The sequence below is a fragment of the Flavobacterium sp. CHNK8 genome, from assembly GCF_019774515.1.
GTDB classification, from domain to species: Bacteria; Bacteroidota; Bacteroidia; order Flavobacteriales; family Flavobacteriaceae; genus Flavobacterium; species Flavobacterium tiangeerense.
Window position 1 is genome coordinate 2133831 of record NZ_CP081492.1, and the last position, 17606, is coordinate 2151436.

The 17606-nt window shown below is 34.3% G+C and carries 18 protein-coding genes; 15 read left to right on the forward strand and 3 right to left on the reverse strand.

Translation table 11 applies throughout. The annotated features are described in order from the left end of the window. Positions 1-10: 10 nt before the first annotated feature. The 11 genes from K5V07_RS09110 (at position 11) to K5V07_RS09160 (ending at position 9217) form a co-directional block, all read left to right on the forward strand. Positions 11-328, forward strand: a complete 318-nt coding sequence (locus K5V07_RS09110) for a rhodanese-like domain-containing protein (RefSeq protein ID WP_221917212.1) — start codon at positions 11-13, stop codon at positions 326-328. Between the two features lie 82 nt (positions 329-410). Further along, on the forward strand, positions 411-626 hold the full coding sequence (locus K5V07_RS09115) for a hypothetical protein (RefSeq protein ID WP_221917213.1): 216 nt from the start codon (positions 411-413) through the stop codon (positions 624-626). Positions 627-948: 322 nt separating this feature from the next. Next, positions 949-1257: a DUF202 domain-containing protein gene (locus K5V07_RS09120; protein ID WP_144893678.1), complete on the forward strand. Its 309-nt coding sequence runs from the start codon at positions 949-951 to the stop codon at positions 1255-1257. A gap of 49 nt (positions 1258-1306) precedes the next feature. Next, positions 1307-2521 carry an MFS transporter gene (locus K5V07_RS09125; protein ID WP_255577895.1) on the forward strand — a complete coding sequence of 405 codons (1215 nt, stop codon included), beginning with the start codon at positions 1307-1309 and terminating at the stop codon, positions 2519-2521. A gap of 198 nt (positions 2522-2719) precedes the next feature. After that, positions 2720-3151 carry a TlpA disulfide reductase family protein gene (locus K5V07_RS09130; protein ID WP_255577993.1) on the forward strand — a complete coding sequence of 144 codons (432 nt, stop codon included), beginning with the start codon at positions 2720-2722 and terminating at the stop codon, positions 3149-3151. Positions 3152-3252: 101 nt separating this feature from the next. Then, on the forward strand, positions 3253-3816 hold the full coding sequence (locus K5V07_RS09135) for a YeeE/YedE family protein (protein ID WP_221918169.1): 564 nt from the start codon (positions 3253-3255) through the stop codon (positions 3814-3816). 10 nt (positions 3817-3826) lie between these two features. Next, positions 3827-4324 (forward strand): DUF6691 family protein, encoded by a 498-nt coding sequence (locus K5V07_RS09140; protein ID WP_221917214.1) that lies wholly within the window; start codon positions 3827-3829, stop codon positions 4322-4324. Between the two features lie 8 nt (positions 4325-4332). Beyond that, positions 4333-5424 carry a c-type cytochrome gene (locus K5V07_RS09145; protein ID WP_221917215.1) on the forward strand — a complete coding sequence of 364 codons (1092 nt, stop codon included), beginning with the start codon at positions 4333-4335 and terminating at the stop codon, positions 5422-5424. A 12-nt stretch (positions 5425-5436) separates the two neighbouring features. After that, the gene (locus K5V07_RS09150) at positions 5437-5862 is read left to right on the forward strand and encodes a DsrE family protein (RefSeq protein WP_221917216.1); all 426 of its coding nucleotides are present in this window, start codon (positions 5437-5439) and stop codon (positions 5860-5862) included. An 89-nt stretch (positions 5863-5951) separates the two neighbouring features. Then, positions 5952-7646, forward strand: coding sequence for a bifunctional UDP-sugar hydrolase/5'-nucleotidase (locus tag K5V07_RS09155; RefSeq protein ID WP_221917217.1), 1695 nt, complete (start codon positions 5952-5954; stop codon positions 7644-7646). Between the two features lie 140 nt (positions 7647-7786). Then, positions 7787-9217 (forward strand): OprD family outer membrane porin, encoded by a 1431-nt coding sequence (locus tag K5V07_RS09160; RefSeq protein ID WP_221917218.1) that lies wholly within the window; start codon positions 7787-7789, stop codon positions 9215-9217. A gap of 71 nt (positions 9218-9288) precedes the next feature. On the opposite strand, the gene K5V07_RS09165 is transcribed toward K5V07_RS09160, so the two are convergent. Next, positions 9289-9726, reverse strand: a complete 438-nt coding sequence (locus K5V07_RS09165) for a TerB family tellurite resistance protein (protein WP_221917219.1) — start codon at positions 9724-9726, stop codon at positions 9289-9291. 258 nt (positions 9727-9984) lie between these two features. Between K5V07_RS09165 and katG the strand changes: the two genes are divergently transcribed. Continuing rightward, on the forward strand, positions 9985-12237 hold the full coding sequence (gene katG, locus K5V07_RS09170) for a catalase/peroxidase HPI (RefSeq protein WP_221917220.1): 2253 nt from the start codon (positions 9985-9987) through the stop codon (positions 12235-12237). A 155-nt stretch (positions 12238-12392) separates the two neighbouring features. On the opposite strand, the gene K5V07_RS09175 is transcribed toward katG, so the two are convergent. Together K5V07_RS09175 and K5V07_RS09180 are read right to left on the reverse strand one after the other, a co-directional pair. After that, the gene (locus K5V07_RS09175) at positions 12393-13973 is read right to left on the reverse strand and encodes an NADP-dependent glyceraldehyde-3-phosphate dehydrogenase (RefSeq protein ID WP_221917221.1); all 1581 of its coding nucleotides are present in this window, start codon (positions 13971-13973) and stop codon (positions 12393-12395) included. 45 nt (positions 13974-14018) lie between these two features. Continuing rightward, positions 14019-14330, reverse strand: a complete 312-nt coding sequence (locus tag K5V07_RS09180; RefSeq protein WP_221917222.1) for a rhodanese-like domain-containing protein — start codon at positions 14328-14330, stop codon at positions 14019-14021. Positions 14331-14591: 261 nt separating this feature from the next. Between K5V07_RS09180 and K5V07_RS09185 the strand changes: the two genes are divergently transcribed. The 3 genes from K5V07_RS09185 to K5V07_RS09195 all read left to right on the forward strand — a co-directional run bounded on the left by K5V07_RS09185 (position 14592) and on the right by K5V07_RS09195 (position 17548). Beyond that, positions 14592-15215 carry a Crp/Fnr family transcriptional regulator gene (locus K5V07_RS09185; protein WP_144893662.1) on the forward strand — a complete coding sequence of 208 codons (624 nt, stop codon included), beginning with the start codon at positions 14592-14594 and terminating at the stop codon, positions 15213-15215. Positions 15216-15267: 52 nt separating this feature from the next. Continuing rightward, a complete protein-coding gene (locus tag K5V07_RS09190) occupies positions 15268-16059 on the forward strand; it encodes a sulfite exporter TauE/SafE family protein (protein ID WP_221917223.1) in 792 nt (263 codons plus the stop codon). 73 nt (positions 16060-16132) lie between these two features. Beyond that, positions 16133-17548: a rhodanese-like domain-containing protein gene (locus K5V07_RS09195; protein ID WP_221917224.1), complete on the forward strand. Its 1416-nt coding sequence runs from the start codon at positions 16133-16135 to the stop codon at positions 17546-17548. The last annotated feature ends 58 nt before the right edge of the window (positions 17549-17606 follow it).

The window sequence follows — 17606 nt, forward strand, 5'->3', positions numbered from 1 at the left end:
AACCAGAATTATGTTCGGAATTTTTAAAAACATGTTTTCAAAAAAAGACACCACACAAATGGAAAAAATAATAAAAGAAGGTGCGTTTCTTGTAGATGTTCGCACAGCAGCAGAATTTGCTGAAGGTAACGTAAAAGGCTCTGCCAATATTCCTTTGGATAAAGTGGCAAGCCAACTAGAAAAATTCAAAGGAAAAGAACATATAATTGTTTTCTGCCGAAGTGGGAATCGCAGTGGTCAAGCCAAAATGATTTTGGAACAAAATGGTTTCAAAAACGTTACCAATGGCGGAACTTGGCAGGATGTAAACGAAATGATTCATAAATAGACTTCAGAAAATTTACATCTGTGTAGTTTAAAACAAAACCGTTTTTTTGTTTTAAACTGCACAATTGTTTAAATATCAAGATATGATTAAAAATATGTACACCAATTGGAATTACATCAGAGTTATCCGTATGATTTTAGGGCTTATTGTGATGATTCAAGCTGTTTATACTAAAAATTATTTGTTCCTGCTTCCCGGAATTTTATTTACCGGAATGGCACTATTAAATACTAGTTTTTGCGGTTCAAATGGTTGCGCTGTTGCGAAATCAGAAAATGAAATCAGCAAGGAAAATTAATAGTATTGAAAAAAGCAATCATTATAACAGTTGTTGGTATGATTCTCGAAGCAATTGCCAGCTATTTGTATTATCTGAGCATCAGTTGTGATGCCGTACTTGTGCCATAACATCCAAACCTCTAAATGACACTTTATATGGTGGTTAATTGAAGGTTTGATTTTTAATATGTTTGCAAAATCACCTAGAAAAAATTAAACATTTAAATTGCATTAAAATAGGTAAATTTGAAAGTCATTGGAAAAAATGGTATTAAATTTTTCTTTTTATATCCATCAAAGACAGTTGTAATTAACTTTAAAATCAATAAGAAAAAAGTAATATGGAAGACATAAAACCAGCAAACAAAGACTTAATTTTAAGAGAAAAATTAGCATTACAACGAACTACTTTGGCTAATCAATCTACTTTTCTTTCCTTTTTGAGAACGTCTATGTATTTTTTGATCGCAGGTTTGAGTTTGAGAAATCTATTGATGATTGAAAATAGTTTACTAATTGAGATAGCACTTTTTATTACTTCCTTTATCATTTTTGTTTTTGGAACAGTGAACTATTTTAAGCACAAAAAATCTATTGCAGAAAATAAAAAACACATTGGTGACTATCAATTAGAATATTACAAATTATAATCGTGACTCTTAAAGCACCAAATTTCTTTTCTAAAAAAATCCACCTCAATTGAAAACAAACAAAACCAAACTTGGACTGAAAGAAAATTGGAAACAGTTTACCATTTTGGTTATTGTCAATGCGTTTGTTGGTGGAATGATAGGAATGGAACGAACTATTATTCCAAAATTCGCTGAAATTGAATTTGGTATTGCTTCAAAAACGGCTATTCTATCTTTTATCATTGCATTTGGAATCACAAAAGCCATTACAAATTATTTTACAGGCAAACTGGCGAATCGCTTTGGCAGAAAAAATTTGCTTTTATTTGGCTGGCTTTTGGCCATACCTATTCCCTTTATTTTAATTTATGCTGAATCTTGGAATTGGGTTATTTTTGCCAATATTCTTTTGGGTATCAGCCAAGGACTTACTTGGAGCAGCACGGTAGTCATGAAAATTGATTTGATAGGAGAAAAAGATCGAGGACTTGCGATGGGACTCAACGAATTTGCAGGTTATTTTGCCGTTGGATTAATTGCTTTTCTGTCAGGCTATATTGCACAAGAATACGGCATTACGCCCTACCCTTTTTACTTAGGTATCGGGATTTCAATAATTGGTTTTCTATTGACCTTGTTTTTTGTGAATGACACCCGAGCATTTGTACATCAAGAAAATGCGACCAATTCAACTGAAAAATTAGAAAATATTTTCCTTGAAACCACTTTCAAAAATAAAACATTAAGCGCCATAACACAAGCAGGATTAGTCAATAACCTAAATGATGGAATGATTTGGGGGCTTTTACCAATTGTATTGCTTTCATTGAATTATGACTCTCAGAACATTGGAATTATAACTGCTATTTACCCAACAGTTTGGGGTTTTGGGCAATTAATAACCGGAAAAATGTCTGATGTTTATTCGAAAAAAAAGATGCTTTTTTGGGGAATGTTACTGCAGGGAATTGCGATACTTTTTATTCCATTTGCTGTAGAATTCTATCAATTGGCGGCTATTTCAGCGTTTTTAGGTTTGGGAACGGCCTTAGTTTATCCTACTTTTTTATCAGCTATTGCTCATGCGACAAATCCCCATCAAAGAGCTGAAAGCATTGGTACATTCAGGCTTTGGAGGGATTTAGGGTATGCAATAGGCGCCATTATTTCAGGAATAACAGCTGATTTATTTGGTGTAAATTATGCTATTATTCTGATTGGTGTCATCACCATTGTATCATCGGTGATTATTGAAATCAGAATGCCGGAAGACTCTTTTTAAAAAGCAAGCCGCAAATTTTAATCTAATGTCATCTCTTTTTGGAGGATAACAATTAAAAAAATGGAATCAAAAAATTCAAAAAAGTCCACTATTCAAAATATTGTTTTTATCGTATTGATAGCACTGCTTTTATTTAGTCCGCTGTGAACTTTTGTAAAAGTTCATTTAAACCGTTTAATTGCTTTTTCACCTAAAACTATCGCAGTTAAAGACCAAAAAAAGCTTTCCAGTTTTCAATGGCAATTAAAAGACGTAGACGGAAAAACTGTTTCATTATCAACATACAAAGGAAAAATAATATTCATTAATTTCTGGGCTACTTGGTGTCCGCCTTGTATTGCCGAAATGCCAAGTATTCAAAAATTATATGTTGATTATCAAGATAAAATGGTCTTTTTGTTTGTGACAACAGATTCTTTTGACAAAGCAAATGCTTTTATGGTCAAAGAAAATTTGACACTTCCTGTTTATCAATCGGTTACAAATCCTCCTATAGAAATGGAATCTTCAACAATTCCAGTAACTTATCTTATTGATCAACAAGGAAATATAATTGTAGCCAAAATTGGAACAGCAAATTGGAACAGTGATTCTTTTCGAGTAAAGCTAGAGGAGTTACTAAAAAAATAAAATCGATTTCATTTTTACTTTTTTTTCCTTGTGTGACAAAAGTAACATAACTACTCATTTGTAATTACAACCTTTGTTACCATAAAAATATAATTATGGAAATTTTAGAATTGATCAAAGAACCTTGGCCGTGGTATATTGCAGGCCCATTAGTTGGACTTACAGTTCCAGCTTTGTTAATCATTGGCAACAAATCATTTGGTATCAGCGCCTCATTACGTCATACTTGTGCCATTTGTTTACCAGCAAATATCAAATTTTTCAAATACGATTGGAAAAAAGAAATCTGGAATATGTTTTTTGTTTTCGGTATTTTATTGGGTGGCATACTTGCTTACAGCTTTTTGTCAAATCCTAATCCGATTATCATTGATGGAAATCTAAAAACCGAATTGGCAGGCTATGGCATAACTGAAATTTACGGAATGTTGCCAGAACAATTATTCTCGTGGGAAAGTTTGTTTACACTCAAAGGATTTTTCATGATGGTCGTTGGTGGTTTTTTCATTGGTTTTGGTTCTCGTTATGCAGGAGGTTGCACTAGTGGTCACGCTATTTCTGGTTTGTCTAATTTACAAATACCATCATTAATTGCAACATGTTGTTTCTTCATTGGCGGATTGATTATGGCAAACCTTATTTTACCATTTATTCTTTCACTTTAAATCACTAATTATGAATATAAAAGATCAAAATACAGATTTCGAAACACGTTCACTAGACACCGTTTGTATTAACGAAAGCCAATTGCAACACAAATGGTACCATAATTTAAAATATCTTGTCATTGGTATCTTGTTTGGAATTGTTTTCATCAAAGCAGAAATTATCAGTTGGTACCGAATTCAGGAAATGTTTCGTTTCCAATCTTTTCACATGTACGGCGTAATTGGAAGTGCCGTTGTTGTGGGAATAATATCCGTTTTCCTGATAAAAAAATTCAATATCAAAACCATTTATGGAGAAAAAATTGAGTTCCACGACAAAACATTCAACAAAGGACAGGTTTATGGTGGACTTATCTTTGGGGTGGGTTGGGCAGTAACCGGAGCTTGTCCAGGACCGTTGTTTGCACAAATTGGAACGGGAGCCACCGTGATGATTGTAACCCTATTCTTTGCAATCGTTGGAACATGGGTTTATGGATATTTTAGAGATAAACTGCCTCATTAATATATTTTATGATTCCAGAAAAACAAAATATCGTCCAATTTAAGTCGGTTGTAAAAAGCCTGATTTATCTCTTCATGACTATTATTTTCTTAGTCATGGGGTTGTTCTTACTCGTGTTTTTTCATTCATCCATCACCGCTTGGTTTCAAAATAGTGATTCAAAGCTCGATTCTCTTTATATTGATGCAAAGAAAAAAGTGATTTTACAAAATGAGACGGCAAAATTCTGGAAGCCAGCTGATATTAATTTGATTGCAGATACCAATTTAAAACAAGAAGTCGAATATGGCAAAGATCTAATTGCACATACGGCTAAATACTTGGGCCCAAATGGCAGTGTGAAACAAATTACCAATGGGATGAATTGCAACAACTGCCACCTGGATGCGGGTACAAAACCTTGGGGAAACAATTATGGTTCCGTATATTCAATGTATCCAAAAATGAGAGCCAGAAGTGGACAAGTAGAAAATCTATATAAAAGAGTCAATGATTGTATGGAAAGAAGCTTAAATGGCCAGCCTCTGAAACGAGACGAGAAAGAGATGAAAGCTATGATTGCTTATATTGAATACATTGGCAGTAATGTTCCCAAGGGTAAAGAAGCAAATGCATCTGGAATTTTTGATTTAGAATATTTAGATCGCGCTGCTAATCCTGCCAATGGAAAAGCACTCTATAATGCCAAATGTGCGAGTTGCCATCAAGTGAATGGCGAAGGAATTTTGGCAACGGACAAAAAAGAATATACGTATCCGCCACTTTGGGGCAAAAATTCATATAATAACGGTGCAGGGCTTTTTAGAATCAGTCGTTTTGCTGGTTACATCAAATACAATATGCCCTTGGGTGCAACCTATGAAAATCCCCAATTAACTGATGAAGAGTCTTGGGATATTGCAGCTTATGTGGAAAGCCTTGACAGACCTAAAAAAGATTTAAGTCAAGACTGGCCCGATATTTCTAAAAAACCAATCGATCATCCTTTTGGTCCTTTTTCAGATTCGTTTACGGAAACTCAACATAAATTTGGTCCTTTCAAACCAATTAAAGAAGTCAAAAAGAAAATGAAAGAAGTTAAGGGAAAATTAAAAAACTAAAACATAAAACAAATGAAAAATTTGAAACTAACCACTCTCATTCTTATTGGATTATTTACAGTATTTACCTCAGCCCAAAAAAGACCTAACAATCATAAAATAGTTTTTCAGTTTACAAATGCTATCGATACGCTACAACAAAAAGCATTTGCTAACCAACTCAATAATTTAACAAACCATTGGCCTAAAGCAAAATACGAGGTTGTGGTTTACAATATGGGATTAGAATTTTTAATGCCCTCAAAATCAAAACATATTACAACAATTAAAGCGCTTCATGCTAAAGGAGTTCGTTTTATAGTTTGCGAAAATACAATGACAGCTCGAAAAATAAGCAAAGAGCAGTTCATTCCAGAAGTGGAGTATGTAACGGCCGGAATCGCTGAAATTATTGAAAAACAAGAACAAGGCTGGAGCTATATAAAAGGTGGGTTTTAAATTAAAATGTAGATTATAGTTTTTACTACTACATTGGCAATAGTTGTTTCATTACAACTGCAAAAAACAAAACTAAACAACTAAAAAAGATGAGTAACAACCGCAGGAATTTTCTAAAATCAGTAGGGACACTAGGTTTAGGAGCAACAATAATTTCGCCAATTTCTAGTATTGCTAATACAAACAAAATAGAGGAAGCAAAAATAGATACTAAGGTTGACCCAAATAAACCCCAAACTATTTCTATTCTTCAAACCACCGATGTGCATTGTCAAATTCATCCGCACGACGAATTATTTTGGGAAAATGGGAAAGCTGTTTTTAGAAAAACAGGCGGTTACGCTTACATGGCAACAATACTGAATCAATTAAAAAAGAAAAACCCAAACACTTTTACTATTGATACTGGAGATATGTTTCAAGGCAGCGAATTAAGTGTAGAAACCACTGGCGAAGCTTTTGTTCCCATTTTAAATGCATTGAATTACGATTTGTATCTTCCGGGAAACTGGGAAGTAATTTATGGAAAAAGAAAAATGCAAACCTTATTGGGTTCTTTGGATGCTCCAAAAATTTGCACCAATATGTACCATGATTTAGGTGAAGGAAAAAGAGGTGAACTTATTTTTCAACCCTACACAATTTGGCATATTGCCGGAGCAAAAATTGGTTTTCTTGGGTACACTGATCCTTTGGTACCTTTGAGACAAAGTCCTAATTACAGTAGGGGAATTTTATACACCAATCCCGAAGAAAATCTGGCTCATTATGTAGATGTACTTAGAAATCAAGAACAATGCAGTTATGTCATTATGATTGCACATTTGGGTTTATCGCAGCAAATAGCGTTGGCAAACCGACCAGAATGTGAAGGTGTCAATTATATTTTAGGAGGCGACACGCACGAGAGAGTCCGAAAACCTATTGTTTGTAAATATTCAAAAGTGGTGGAACCGGGAGCCTTCGGTTCATTTATTGGTAAATTAGATCTGACCATTCTTAACGGAAAAGTGATTGAAGACAGTTATGAATTAATAGAAGTTGATTCTCCAAAAATAAAACCGGATGCAAAAATTGAAAAATTATTGAAAGAGAAAGAAGCCGTTTACCAAGAAAAAATAAATCAGGTTATTGGTTACAGCACGATTCCTTTGTACCGTTATTTTGTGTTGGAAAATCCTATTGACACGATGATTTTGAATGCACTAAACTGGAAATTTCCTGAAATAGATATTAATCTTTCTAATGGATTTCGTTTTTGTCCGCCAAAAACAACTCCTGATCAAACCGGAAATATCCCCATCACAAACGGATTTATTTTTGATATGCTTCCCGTAGACAGCACCGTAAGAACCGCAAAAGTGACTGGAAAACAATTGAAAAACTGGCTCGAAAAAGAATTAAATAATGTTTTTGCACAAGATGCTTCAAAACGTTTTGGCGGATGGGTCGTGAAATTCAAAGGAATGGAAGTACAATTTAACGCTTTTGCAGAAATGGACAAAAGAGTGCAAAACATTACCGTTAAAAATATACCATTAGATCCTGAAAAAATATATTCTATAATGGCTTGTGAACGGGACGGAGATCCTGTAGACATGTTATGCAGAATGAAAGGCGTTATGGATGCTAAAAATACAACTTCAACATTGCATACGGTAATGAGAGAATATTTAAAACAAAATTCTCCCGTAACGCCTATACCTCAAAAAAATGCAATCATTCTTGATGCTCCAGAAACACTACTAACTCAGGTTTCTGGTGTTGATTATACTTTCAGATAAAATTTAAGTATTTAATTATAAAGTCATTAAGCCGAATGCATAAAAAACATTCGGCTTTGTTTTTATGGGTCAATGTGATAAAAGTTACTTCCCATTTATATTGATGGAGTTATTTTTGTACCAAATCTAAACGTTCAAAAATGAAAAAGTTTTTCGTATTAATTTATATACTTACCACTCTCTTTTTTTCTATAAATACAATAGCGCAACATCAGGAAATTTCAGAAAAGCCAACGGTTTGGAAAGAAAAAAATAACGAAAAAGTTGATTCTACCTCAATTCTAAATGCTTTCAAAAACGGTAATTTCAATGGTCATTTCCGCTATTTTTTTATGAGTACCAATAATGAAAGTGGCTTATCTGATTATTATGCCAATGCACTTGGTGGAGGCGTGAAATTTGAAACGGCCAAATTTCATAATTTTCAATTTGGTGTCAGCGGTTATTACATATTCAATATTGGTTCTTCTGATTTTTCTAAAAAAGATCCTGTGACCAATTTATCAAACAGATACGAGGTAGCGCTTTTTGACATTCAAAATCCATCAAGCAAAGACAATTTAAGCCGACTAGAAGAATTGTACTTGAAATACAATTTCAAAAATTCGAATATAACTCTTGGAAAACAATTACTCAATACGTCCTTTATAAATCTGCAAGACGGCAGAATGCGCCCAACCGTAGTGGATGGAATTTGGATTGATTTTAACGAACTCAAGAAAACTAAAATAAATCTGGGCTACCTATATGGAATTTCACCACGAAGCACCATGAAATATTTTGACGTGGGAGAATCTATAGGCATTTATCCCTCCGGCATCAATCCCGATGGAACAAAATCTAATTATGCTGGAAATTTAAACACTAGCGGAATTTATATTGTTGGTTTACAAAATGAATCTATAAAAAATTTAAAGATACTTTTATGGAACCAATATGCTGAGGATATATTCAATTCTGCATTGTTCCAAATGGATTATAAATACGATTTGAATCCCAATTCTAAACTGCTTTTTGGCTTTCAATCAATTTATCAAAATGCATTGAATTTTGGCGGAAATGAGGATCAAAGCAAAACTTATTTCGAAAAAAATGGTACTTCTCAAACCTTTGGAGGAAGATTAGGTTGGCAAAATAAAAAAATAGAATTTACTTTAAACTACAACCGAATAACGGCTAAAGGTCGGTATCTCATGCCCAGAGAATGGGGTCGAGACCCGTTTTACACCTTTATGGCCAGAGAACGAAATGAAGGTTTTGGGGATGTGCACGCTTTAATGACCAAAATACAATATTCAAATCCTAAAAAGAGATTCAAATCGCAACTAGCTATAGGATATTTTGATTTACCAGATGTAAAAAACGTTGCCCTAAATAAATACGGATTACCTTCTTATGTTCAAACAAATGTAGATTTTCGCTATCAATTTCAAGGAATGTTAAAAGGTTTTGACGCTCAATTATTGTATGTACACAAATTTAATGAAGTTGAAACTTACGGCAATAAAAATTTTATTTTCAATAAGACCAACATGAGTAACATCAATTTAATAGTCAACTTCAATTTTTAAAACCTTGTTTTATAGTAAAGACTGTAGTCTCAATTACTAAAAAAAAACATTTATTTAGCGCTAAACCACAACTACACTTTAATATTCCCTCTGTTTTTTAAAAACATAACTTCTATAATTTTACTAGACATAGAGCTACTCACACCTAAATGATTGGATAAAATTTCAATAAGACTTTTTTCTTCTTTTTCTAATGTTCCGTCAGCCAATAAGACGTCTAAGGCAAGAGCAAACAAGGTTTCTTTATCTTCGGTTTCTATCCAAGAGCAACAAGCCTTTATATATTTAAGCTGTCCCAACTCTTGATATAAAACGACGGCAGTTTCATAATAAGGTCCGAAATCTACGTGCTTAAATTTTTCTTTAGAATACAGAATTCTTGATAGCGATTTTCTTTCGGCTTCAGATATATAATGATCCGCTTTTATACAAGTATATAAAATTCCTAACCAGGCCTCAGCTTCAGATTGAATTGGGTTTTCTCCCATAGTAATAATGTCTTTTTCCAAAATATTTTTTTTCTAAATTTACAATTAACCATTTATAAAAACAATCTAGAGTGTGCATATTTTAATGTCACAAAGAAATTCAAAATAATAAGAGACTAACACGAACTTAACACCTTAAAATTGAGGTTAAAAGAGTAACATTTTATATATTAGCATATAAATAACAATTCAAACTATAATTTTTATCTATTGATTTTTTAATTTACTACGAGTGTTTTAAATAACTTTGTATTCAGAAAAATAAAAAACAAACATACTATGGAACATAATGCAAAACCAACCTCTTACAATGTAAACGGAGAGAGTAAATGTCCTTTCTCGGGAGCTTCAACATCTGCTCCAAAACAAAGCGTTACTCACGGTAAAACAAATCGTGATTGGTGGCCTAACCAACTTAATTTAAAAATTCTGCGTCAAAATTCATTAGAGAACAATCCCATGGGAGCCAACTTTAATTATGCCGAAGAATTCAAAAAAGTAGATTTAGATACTTTAAAAAATGATATCAAAGAAGTCATTACAACTTCTCAAGACTGGTGGCCGGCTGATTATGGTAGCTACGGTCCCTTTTTTATACGTTTAGCTTGGCACAGTGCAGGAACATACCGTATTGCTGATGGTCGTGGTGGAGCTGGTTTTGGAACACAAAGATTTGCACCATTAAACAGCTGGCCAGATAACGCCAACTTAGACAAAGCTCGTTTGTTATTGTGGCCAATAAAGCAAAAATATGGTAACAAAGTTTCATGGGCAGATTTAATGGTATTAGTAGGAAACTGTGCCTTAGAATCAGCAGGATTTAAGACTTTTGGTTTTGCTGGAGGTCGTGTAGACGTTTGGGAACCACAAGAAGATATTTACTGGGGACCAGAAAAAGAATGGTTGTCATTGAGTACTGAACCGAACAGCCGTTACTCAGGAGATCGTGAGCTTGAAAATCCGCTTGCAGCAGTACAAATGGGACTTATTTATGTAAACCCAGAAGGACCAGATGGAAACCCTGATCCGTTATTAGCAGCACGTGATATTAGAGAGACATTTGCACGTATGGCCATGAATGACGAAGAAACAGTTGCCTTGATTGCTGGAGGACACACACTAGGAAAAACTCATGGTGCTGCTGATCCAAATGTTTATGTAGGAGCTGAACCAGCAGGTGCATCTATTGAAGAGCAAAGTTTAGGCTGGAGAAATACCTATGGCACTGGAAATGGTGCAGATACCATTACAAGTGGTCTTGAAGGTGCTTGGACTACTACACCAGTAAACTGGAGTAATAATTATTTTGAAAACCTATTTGGTTATGAGTGGGAATTAACAAAAAGTCCGGCAGGTGCTCACCAATGGAAACCAGTAAATAATGGTGGTTCAGGATCAGTTCCAGATGCTCATGATGCATCAAAAACGCATCAACCAATGATGCTTACAACTGATTTATCTTTGCGTGTTGATCCTGCTTATGAGAAAATCTCTCGTCACTTTTTAGAAAATCCTGATGCTTTTAATGATGCATTTGCAAGAGCATGGTTTAAGCTGACTCATAGAGATATGGGGCCAAAAGTACGCTATTTAGGAAACGAAGTACCAGCGGAAGAGTTAATTTGGCAAGATCCAGTTCCTGAGGTTACATTTGAATTAATTAACGAGCAAGACGTTGAAGCACTTAAAGCTTCTGTTTTATCATCTGGGTTAAGTATTTCAGAACTTGTAAGTACTGCATGGGCATCGGCTTCTACTTTTAGAGGATCTGATAAGCGTGGTGGGGCAAACGGTGCTCGTATTAGACTAGAACCACAAAAAAGTTGGAAAGTAAACAATCCTTCTCAACTTGATCGTGTTTTAGCTACGTTAGAGAATATCAAAAATGAATTCAATTATCAAAATACTGATAAAAAAGTATCAATTGCTGACTTAATTGTACTAGCAGGAAATGCAGCAGTTGAAAAAGCTGCAGCAAATGCAGGAATTCAAGTTAAAGTTCCTTTTGCCGCTGGACGTACGGATGCTTCACAAGAGCAAACGGATGTTGAGTCGTTTGCTGTTTTAGAGCCACAAGCTGATGGATTTAGAAATTATGTAAAAACTAAATATACCGTTTCAGCCGAAGAAATGTTAATTGACAAAGCACAGTTATTGACATTAACAGCTCCAGAAATGACAGTTTTAGTAGGTGGTATGCGCGTATTGAATACCAATTTTGATAAATCTCAAAATGGAGTTTTTACAAGCAGACCTGAAACACTTACTAATGATTTCTTTGTAAACTTATTAGATTTAAGAACTACTTGGAAAGCCGTTTCAGAATCTGATGATGCTTTTGTAGGTAGTGATAGAATAGCTGGAGGATTAAAATGGATTGGAACAAGAGTTGATTTAATCTTTGGTTCTAACTCTGAATTAAGAGCACTTGCAGAAGTTTACGGATACCATGATGCGCATGAAAAATTTGTAACTGACTTCGTAGCTGCATGGAATAAGGTGATGAACCTTGATCGTTTTGACTTAGTGTAAATATTGAATTTTAATTTGTTTAAAAGGTGGTCTAGCAATAGATCACCTTTTTTATGAAATCTATTTTGCTTTTCTCACTATAAAAAATGCCCCAATTAGTGTCTAACTTATTGGGGCATGTTCATTGAGTTGCTTTATAAAACTATAAAATCAAATTACAAAGTATAATCAGTGTTCACAAAATTTGATTCTTTACTATTTAATAATGCTTGTAATATTTCATTATTATACTCATTATCCTTTGAGGCAACAAAGGTTCTAATGGAGAACGAGCGCAACGCATCATGAATACTCAAAGTACCCACCGCAGAATCCTTACGACCTGTAAACGGGTACACATCAGGACCTCTTTGGCAAGAACTATTCAAATTTACTCGACACACTAAATTTACCAAACTATCGATTAATGGTGCAATGGTTTTAATATCCCTACCAAATAAACTAACTTGTTGTCCATAGTTAGACTCAGCCATATCGTTTAATGGCTCTTGAATATCCTTGAAAGTCATCACAGGAACAACAGGTCCAAACTGCTCTTCGTGGTACACTCGCATTTCTTTATTCACCGGAAACAATACTGCTGGGAAAATATAATTTGGCATATGCTCACCCCCTTTTTCATTGAGGATTGTAGCACCATTTTTAATTGCATCATCAATTAACTCCTGAATATAAGCGGGCTTTTCTTTTTCTGGCAATGGAGTTAACATTACCCTGTTGTCCCAAGGATTACCAAAAGAGAGAGCATCAACTTTTGCGGCAAACCTGGTGTTAAATTCATCTGCAATACTTTCATGAACATATATTATTTTTAATGCTGTACAACGCTGACCATTAAAGGATAATGTGCCCGATATACATTCTTGAATAGTCAAATCAAGATCAGCATCTGGCAAAATAATGGCTGGATTTTTCGCTTCAAGACCTAAAATTAAACGCAATCTGTTTTTATTAGGATGCTGATCCTGAAGTGCAATAGCTGATTTACTATTCCCTATTAACGCCAGAATATCCACTTTCCCAGATTTCATAATTGGCGAAGCAACCTCGCGCCCTCTTCCGTAAATGATATTGATGGCTCCTTTTGGAAAACTATTTCTAAAAGCTTCTAACAATGGCGAAATTAAAAGTACACCATGTTTTGCTGGCTTAAAAATTACAGTGTTACCCATAATTAAAGCAGGAATCAGCAAAGAAAAAGTTTCATTTAATGGATAATTATATGGTCCTAAACACAATACAACCCCGAGAGGACCCCGACGAACCATGGCGTTAACACCTTGGCTTTTAGTAAATCGGGATGAATTTCTATCTAATAATTTATAATCTTCAATAGTATCATAAATGTATTCCACTGTTCTATCAAACTCTTTTTCAGAATCTGGTAGTGACTTGCCTATTTCCCACATTAAATATTTCACTACTTCGGCACGAGTTGTTTTCATTTGCTTGACAAAATTTGTCATGCACTTAATACGATCCGACACTTTCATGGTAGGCCAAAGTCCTTGACCATTGTTATAGGCATTACTTGCTGCTTGCACAGCTTCTAGAGCTTCCTCTTCTCCCATAAATGGTATTGAACCAAGTATGGTAGGGCCGTATTCCAGATTAGATGAAATTGTAGAAAAAACAGCAGTAGTTTGTCCCTCCCATTTTTTTAATTCACCATCAACAAGATAGGTGTCTTGATTTAATAAACTCTTAATCTGATATTCTTCGGGAATCACATTCATTTTTTTGAGGTTTAAAATTAAAAATCAGCAAGCGCATGCGCAATATTAAGGCGTTACTACAGTACCTTCCCAATCTAAAATACCTCCTAGTAAATTATAGGTGTTCTCAAATCCCAATTGATTCATTATTTCACAAGCCTTTGCACTACGCATACCTGATCTACAGTATATATAATATTTCTTGTTTTTGTCTAATGCTTCAATTTCATTTACAAAATCTTGTCCCCTATGAATATCAATATTTATGGCATTAGCTATAAAACCATCATTGAATTCATCTTCAGTTCTTACGTCTAAAATTACTGTGTTTTGGTCGGCCTCATATTGAGAAACCCACTCTTCTTGTGTTAAATTCATAGTATTGTTTTTTGTAAAAATACGATGTTTTTAGCAAACAATTATCGTATCAATTGTTAATTAGATATTAATCCTAAGAAAACGATTGCGTAAAACATTCACTATCAGTAAAATAAATAACATACTTGATAAGCCTACAAAATCGATAGGGATTTGAATTTTAACAACCTATTAATGAGAGGTTTAATTGTATTTTGTCTTTAAAAAAACTAATAAATTTGGCATTTTAGATTACTTTTATGGAAAATATAAATTCAACAAATGATTGACTTCATAAAAAAATCATTCAATTCCTTTTCTGCTGATTTGGTTCACGATATAGAAAATAATGCAGTGCTACAATCTTATCCAGCTGGAACCGTAATTATGCGTACAGGTCAGTATATAAAAAGTACCGTACTAGTTATTCAAGGAAAAATAAAAATTTATAGGGAAGATGAAAATGGAGGAGAATTTTTCATGTATTATTTACAACCAGGACAAGCTTGTGCAATTTCTATGATTTGTGCTACTAAAAACGAAAAAAGTCAAATTATGGCACTTGTTGTAGAGGATGTTGATCTGGTTATGATTCCGTTGCCATTGATGGATAAATGGATGATGCAACACCGAAGCTGGTACGAATTTGTTATTGACACCTACAGAAGCCGCTTTGAAGAAGTTCTTGAAGTGATAGATAGCATTGCCTTTAGAGCTATGGACGAAAGATTAGAATTTTATTTGCAAAGGCATTCAACCTCTTGTGGCTGTAAAGAACTAAAACTTTCTCATCAAGAAATAGCATCTGACTTAAATACATCAAGGGAAGTAATTTCTCGATTGTTAAAAAAAATGGAACAAAGAGGAAAAGTGTCACTTCATCGTAATAATATTGAACTTCTTTAAAACTAACATTTTACGTTTTTAAAAATCAGTTCACCTTTCAACAACATCATTTATGGAATATTTAGGATACATTGCATCCATCATAATTGGGCTATCACTAGGATTAATAGGCGGCGGTGGATCCATTCTTACCATACCTATTTTAGTATATCTTTTTAAAATAGATCCCGAAATTGCGACTAGTTATTCTCTTTTTATAGTTGGCATCACAGCTTTATTTGGATGTATTAGTCATTACAAGATGGGGAATTTAAAAATCAAATCGGCTTTGTACTTTGCAATACCATCAGTAGTTTCAATATTAATAATTCGCGAAGTTATATTTCCCAAAATAGCCACTACCCTATTCTCAATAGCCTCATATCAAGTCTCAAAAAATGTTCTTATTATGGCTGTTTTTTCAGTTCTCATGATTGCATCGGCACTTGCCATGATTAGAAAATCTAAAACGGTAGTAGTAACTTCAACGAAAACTAATTATCTACAGCTGAGTGGCATTGGATTTCTCATCGGGATTATAACGGGATTTCTGGGAGCCGGAGGCGGATTTTTAATTATACCCGCTCTTTTATTTTTTGCTAATTTACCAATGAAACAAGCAGTAGGGACGTCATTGCTTATTATTTTTATCAATTCGAGTATTGGTTTTGGCGGAGATTTATACATTGGTACACCCATAAATTATAAAATTCTTTTTTTAATATCGGGGATGGCGTTTATAGGAATGATAATCGGTTTACAGCTTTCAAAAAAAATAGATGGAGCGCAACTAAAACCTATTTTTGGTTGGTTTGTGCTTTTTATGGGCATATACATAATTACTAAAGAATTTTTTTTAAAATAAAAACTTTATGTAACAAATATCACTGTACAAACAAAAAAACAGAAGTACATTTGTACTGTAAAAAAATTATAAAATGAAAATTGAACAAATATATACAGGATGTTTAGCACAAGGTGCCTATTATATTACTTCAAATGGTGAAGCTGCCATAATAGACCCGCTTAGAGAAACGCAGCCATATCTTGATAGATTAAAAAGAGACGGTGTGGCATTAAAATACATTTTTGAAACGCATTTTCACGCTGATTTTGTCTCCGGACACTTAGATTTGAGTCGTTCTACAAATGCTCCAATTGTTTATGGTCCAAATGCCACTTGTGAATTTGAATGCATAACAGCAATTGATGGTCAAATTTTTACTTTAGGAAATGTAACAATCAAGGTATTGCATACTCCAGGACACACCATGGAAAGTACTACGTTTTTATTAATTGATGAAAACGGAAAAGACCATGCCATTTTTTCTGGTGACACTTTATTCATAGGTGATGTTGGAAGACCTGATCTAGCTCAAAAAGCGGCTCACATGACACAAGATCAGCTTGCAGCTACCTTATATCATTCGCTACGTGATAAAATTATGACTTTGGCAGATGATGTTATCGTGTATCCTGCGCATGGTGCGGGTAGCGCTTGCGGAAAAAACATGAGTAAAGAAACGGTTTCAACCATTGGAAATCAAAAAGAAACAAATTATGCCTTACGCGCAACAATGACTGAGGCAGAGTTTATTGCTGAAGTTACAGATGGTTTATTGCCTCCGCCAGCGTATTTTGGTATGAATGTAGCCATGAATAAAAAAGGCTATGACAGTTTTGAAAGTGTTCTCAATTTAGGAATGCGAGCACTATCTCCTAGAGAATTTGAGACTGCTGCCGAAGAAAATGGTGCGCTACTCCTTGACACTCGTAAAAACGGTGTTTTCGCAAAAGGATTTATCCCGCAATCAATAAACATAGGTATAGATGGTGATTTTGCTCCTTGGGTAGGTGCGCTAGTGGCTGATGTACAACAACCTATATTGATAATTTGCGAAGTAGGACAAGAGGAAGAAACAGTAACGCGATTGAGTCGTGTAGGGTTTGATAACTTATTAGGTCATCTTGACGGAGGATTTGATGCGTGGGTGAATACTGGTAATGAGGTAGATACAATCAATAGAATTTCGGCAGGACAATTTGAACAAGAAGTAAAAATAGGTGAAAGCAAGATCGTTGATATTAGAAAAGAAACAGAATACAGCGCAGAACATGTAGACGAAGCCTATAACAAACCTCTTGCTGCTATAAATGACTGGATTAAAGATATTGACCCAAAAGAACATTTTTACATTCATTGTGCTGGTGGATACCGCAGTATGATAGCGGCTTCCATCCTTGAGGCTCGCGGTTTTAGAAACTTTACCGAAATTGAAGGAGGATTCAACGCAATTGCAAAAACGAGTATTCCCAAAACAGATTTTGTTTGCCAAAGTAAAATATTAAAATAATAAATCCTTCAGGAATAATTCTGTATTAAATACTTAGAAACCCAAAATAGAAGTAACA

What these genes read in the sequence shown, in the direction of transcription:
- K5V07_RS09110 (WP_221917212.1), top strand. Translation starts at nt 11, where the DNA reads ATGTTCGGAATTTTTAAAAACATGTTTTCAAAAAAAGACACCACACAA.
- K5V07_RS09115 (WP_221917213.1), top strand. Translation starts at nt 411, where the DNA reads ATGATTAAAAATATGTACACCAATTGGAATTACATCAGAGTTATCCGT.
- K5V07_RS09120 (WP_144893678.1), top strand. Translation starts at nt 949, where the DNA reads ATGGAAGACATAAAACCAGCAAACAAAGACTTAATTTTAAGAGAAAAA.
- K5V07_RS09140 (WP_221917214.1), top strand. Translation starts at nt 3,827, where the DNA reads ATGAATATAAAAGATCAAAATACAGATTTCGAAACACGTTCACTAGAC.
- K5V07_RS09145 (WP_221917215.1), top strand. Translation starts at nt 4,333, where the DNA reads ATGATTCCAGAAAAACAAAATATCGTCCAATTTAAGTCGGTTGTAAAA.
- K5V07_RS09150 (WP_221917216.1), top strand. Translation starts at nt 5,437, where the DNA reads ATGAAAAATTTGAAACTAACCACTCTCATTCTTATTGGATTATTTACA.
- K5V07_RS09155 (WP_221917217.1), top strand. Translation starts at nt 5,952, where the DNA reads ATGAGTAACAACCGCAGGAATTTTCTAAAATCAGTAGGGACACTAGGT.
- K5V07_RS09160 (WP_221917218.1), top strand. Translation starts at nt 7,787, where the DNA reads ATGAAAAAGTTTTTCGTATTAATTTATATACTTACCACTCTCTTTTTT.
- katG (WP_221917220.1), top strand. Translation starts at nt 9,985, where the DNA reads ATGGAACATAATGCAAAACCAACCTCTTACAATGTAAACGGAGAGAGT.
- K5V07_RS09175 (WP_221917221.1), bottom strand. Translation starts at nt 13,973, where the DNA reads ATGAATGTGATTCCCGAAGAATATCAGATTAAGAGTTTATTAAATCAA.
- K5V07_RS09180 (WP_221917222.1), bottom strand. Translation starts at nt 14,330, where the DNA reads ATGAATTTAACACAAGAAGAGTGGGTTTCTCAATATGAGGCCGACCAA.
- K5V07_RS09185 (WP_144893662.1), top strand. Translation starts at nt 14,592, where the DNA reads ATGATTGACTTCATAAAAAAATCATTCAATTCCTTTTCTGCTGATTTG.
- K5V07_RS09190 (WP_221917223.1), top strand. Translation starts at nt 15,268, where the DNA reads ATGGAATATTTAGGATACATTGCATCCATCATAATTGGGCTATCACTA.
- K5V07_RS09195 (WP_221917224.1), top strand. Translation starts at nt 16,133, where the DNA reads ATGAAAATTGAACAAATATATACAGGATGTTTAGCACAAGGTGCCTAT.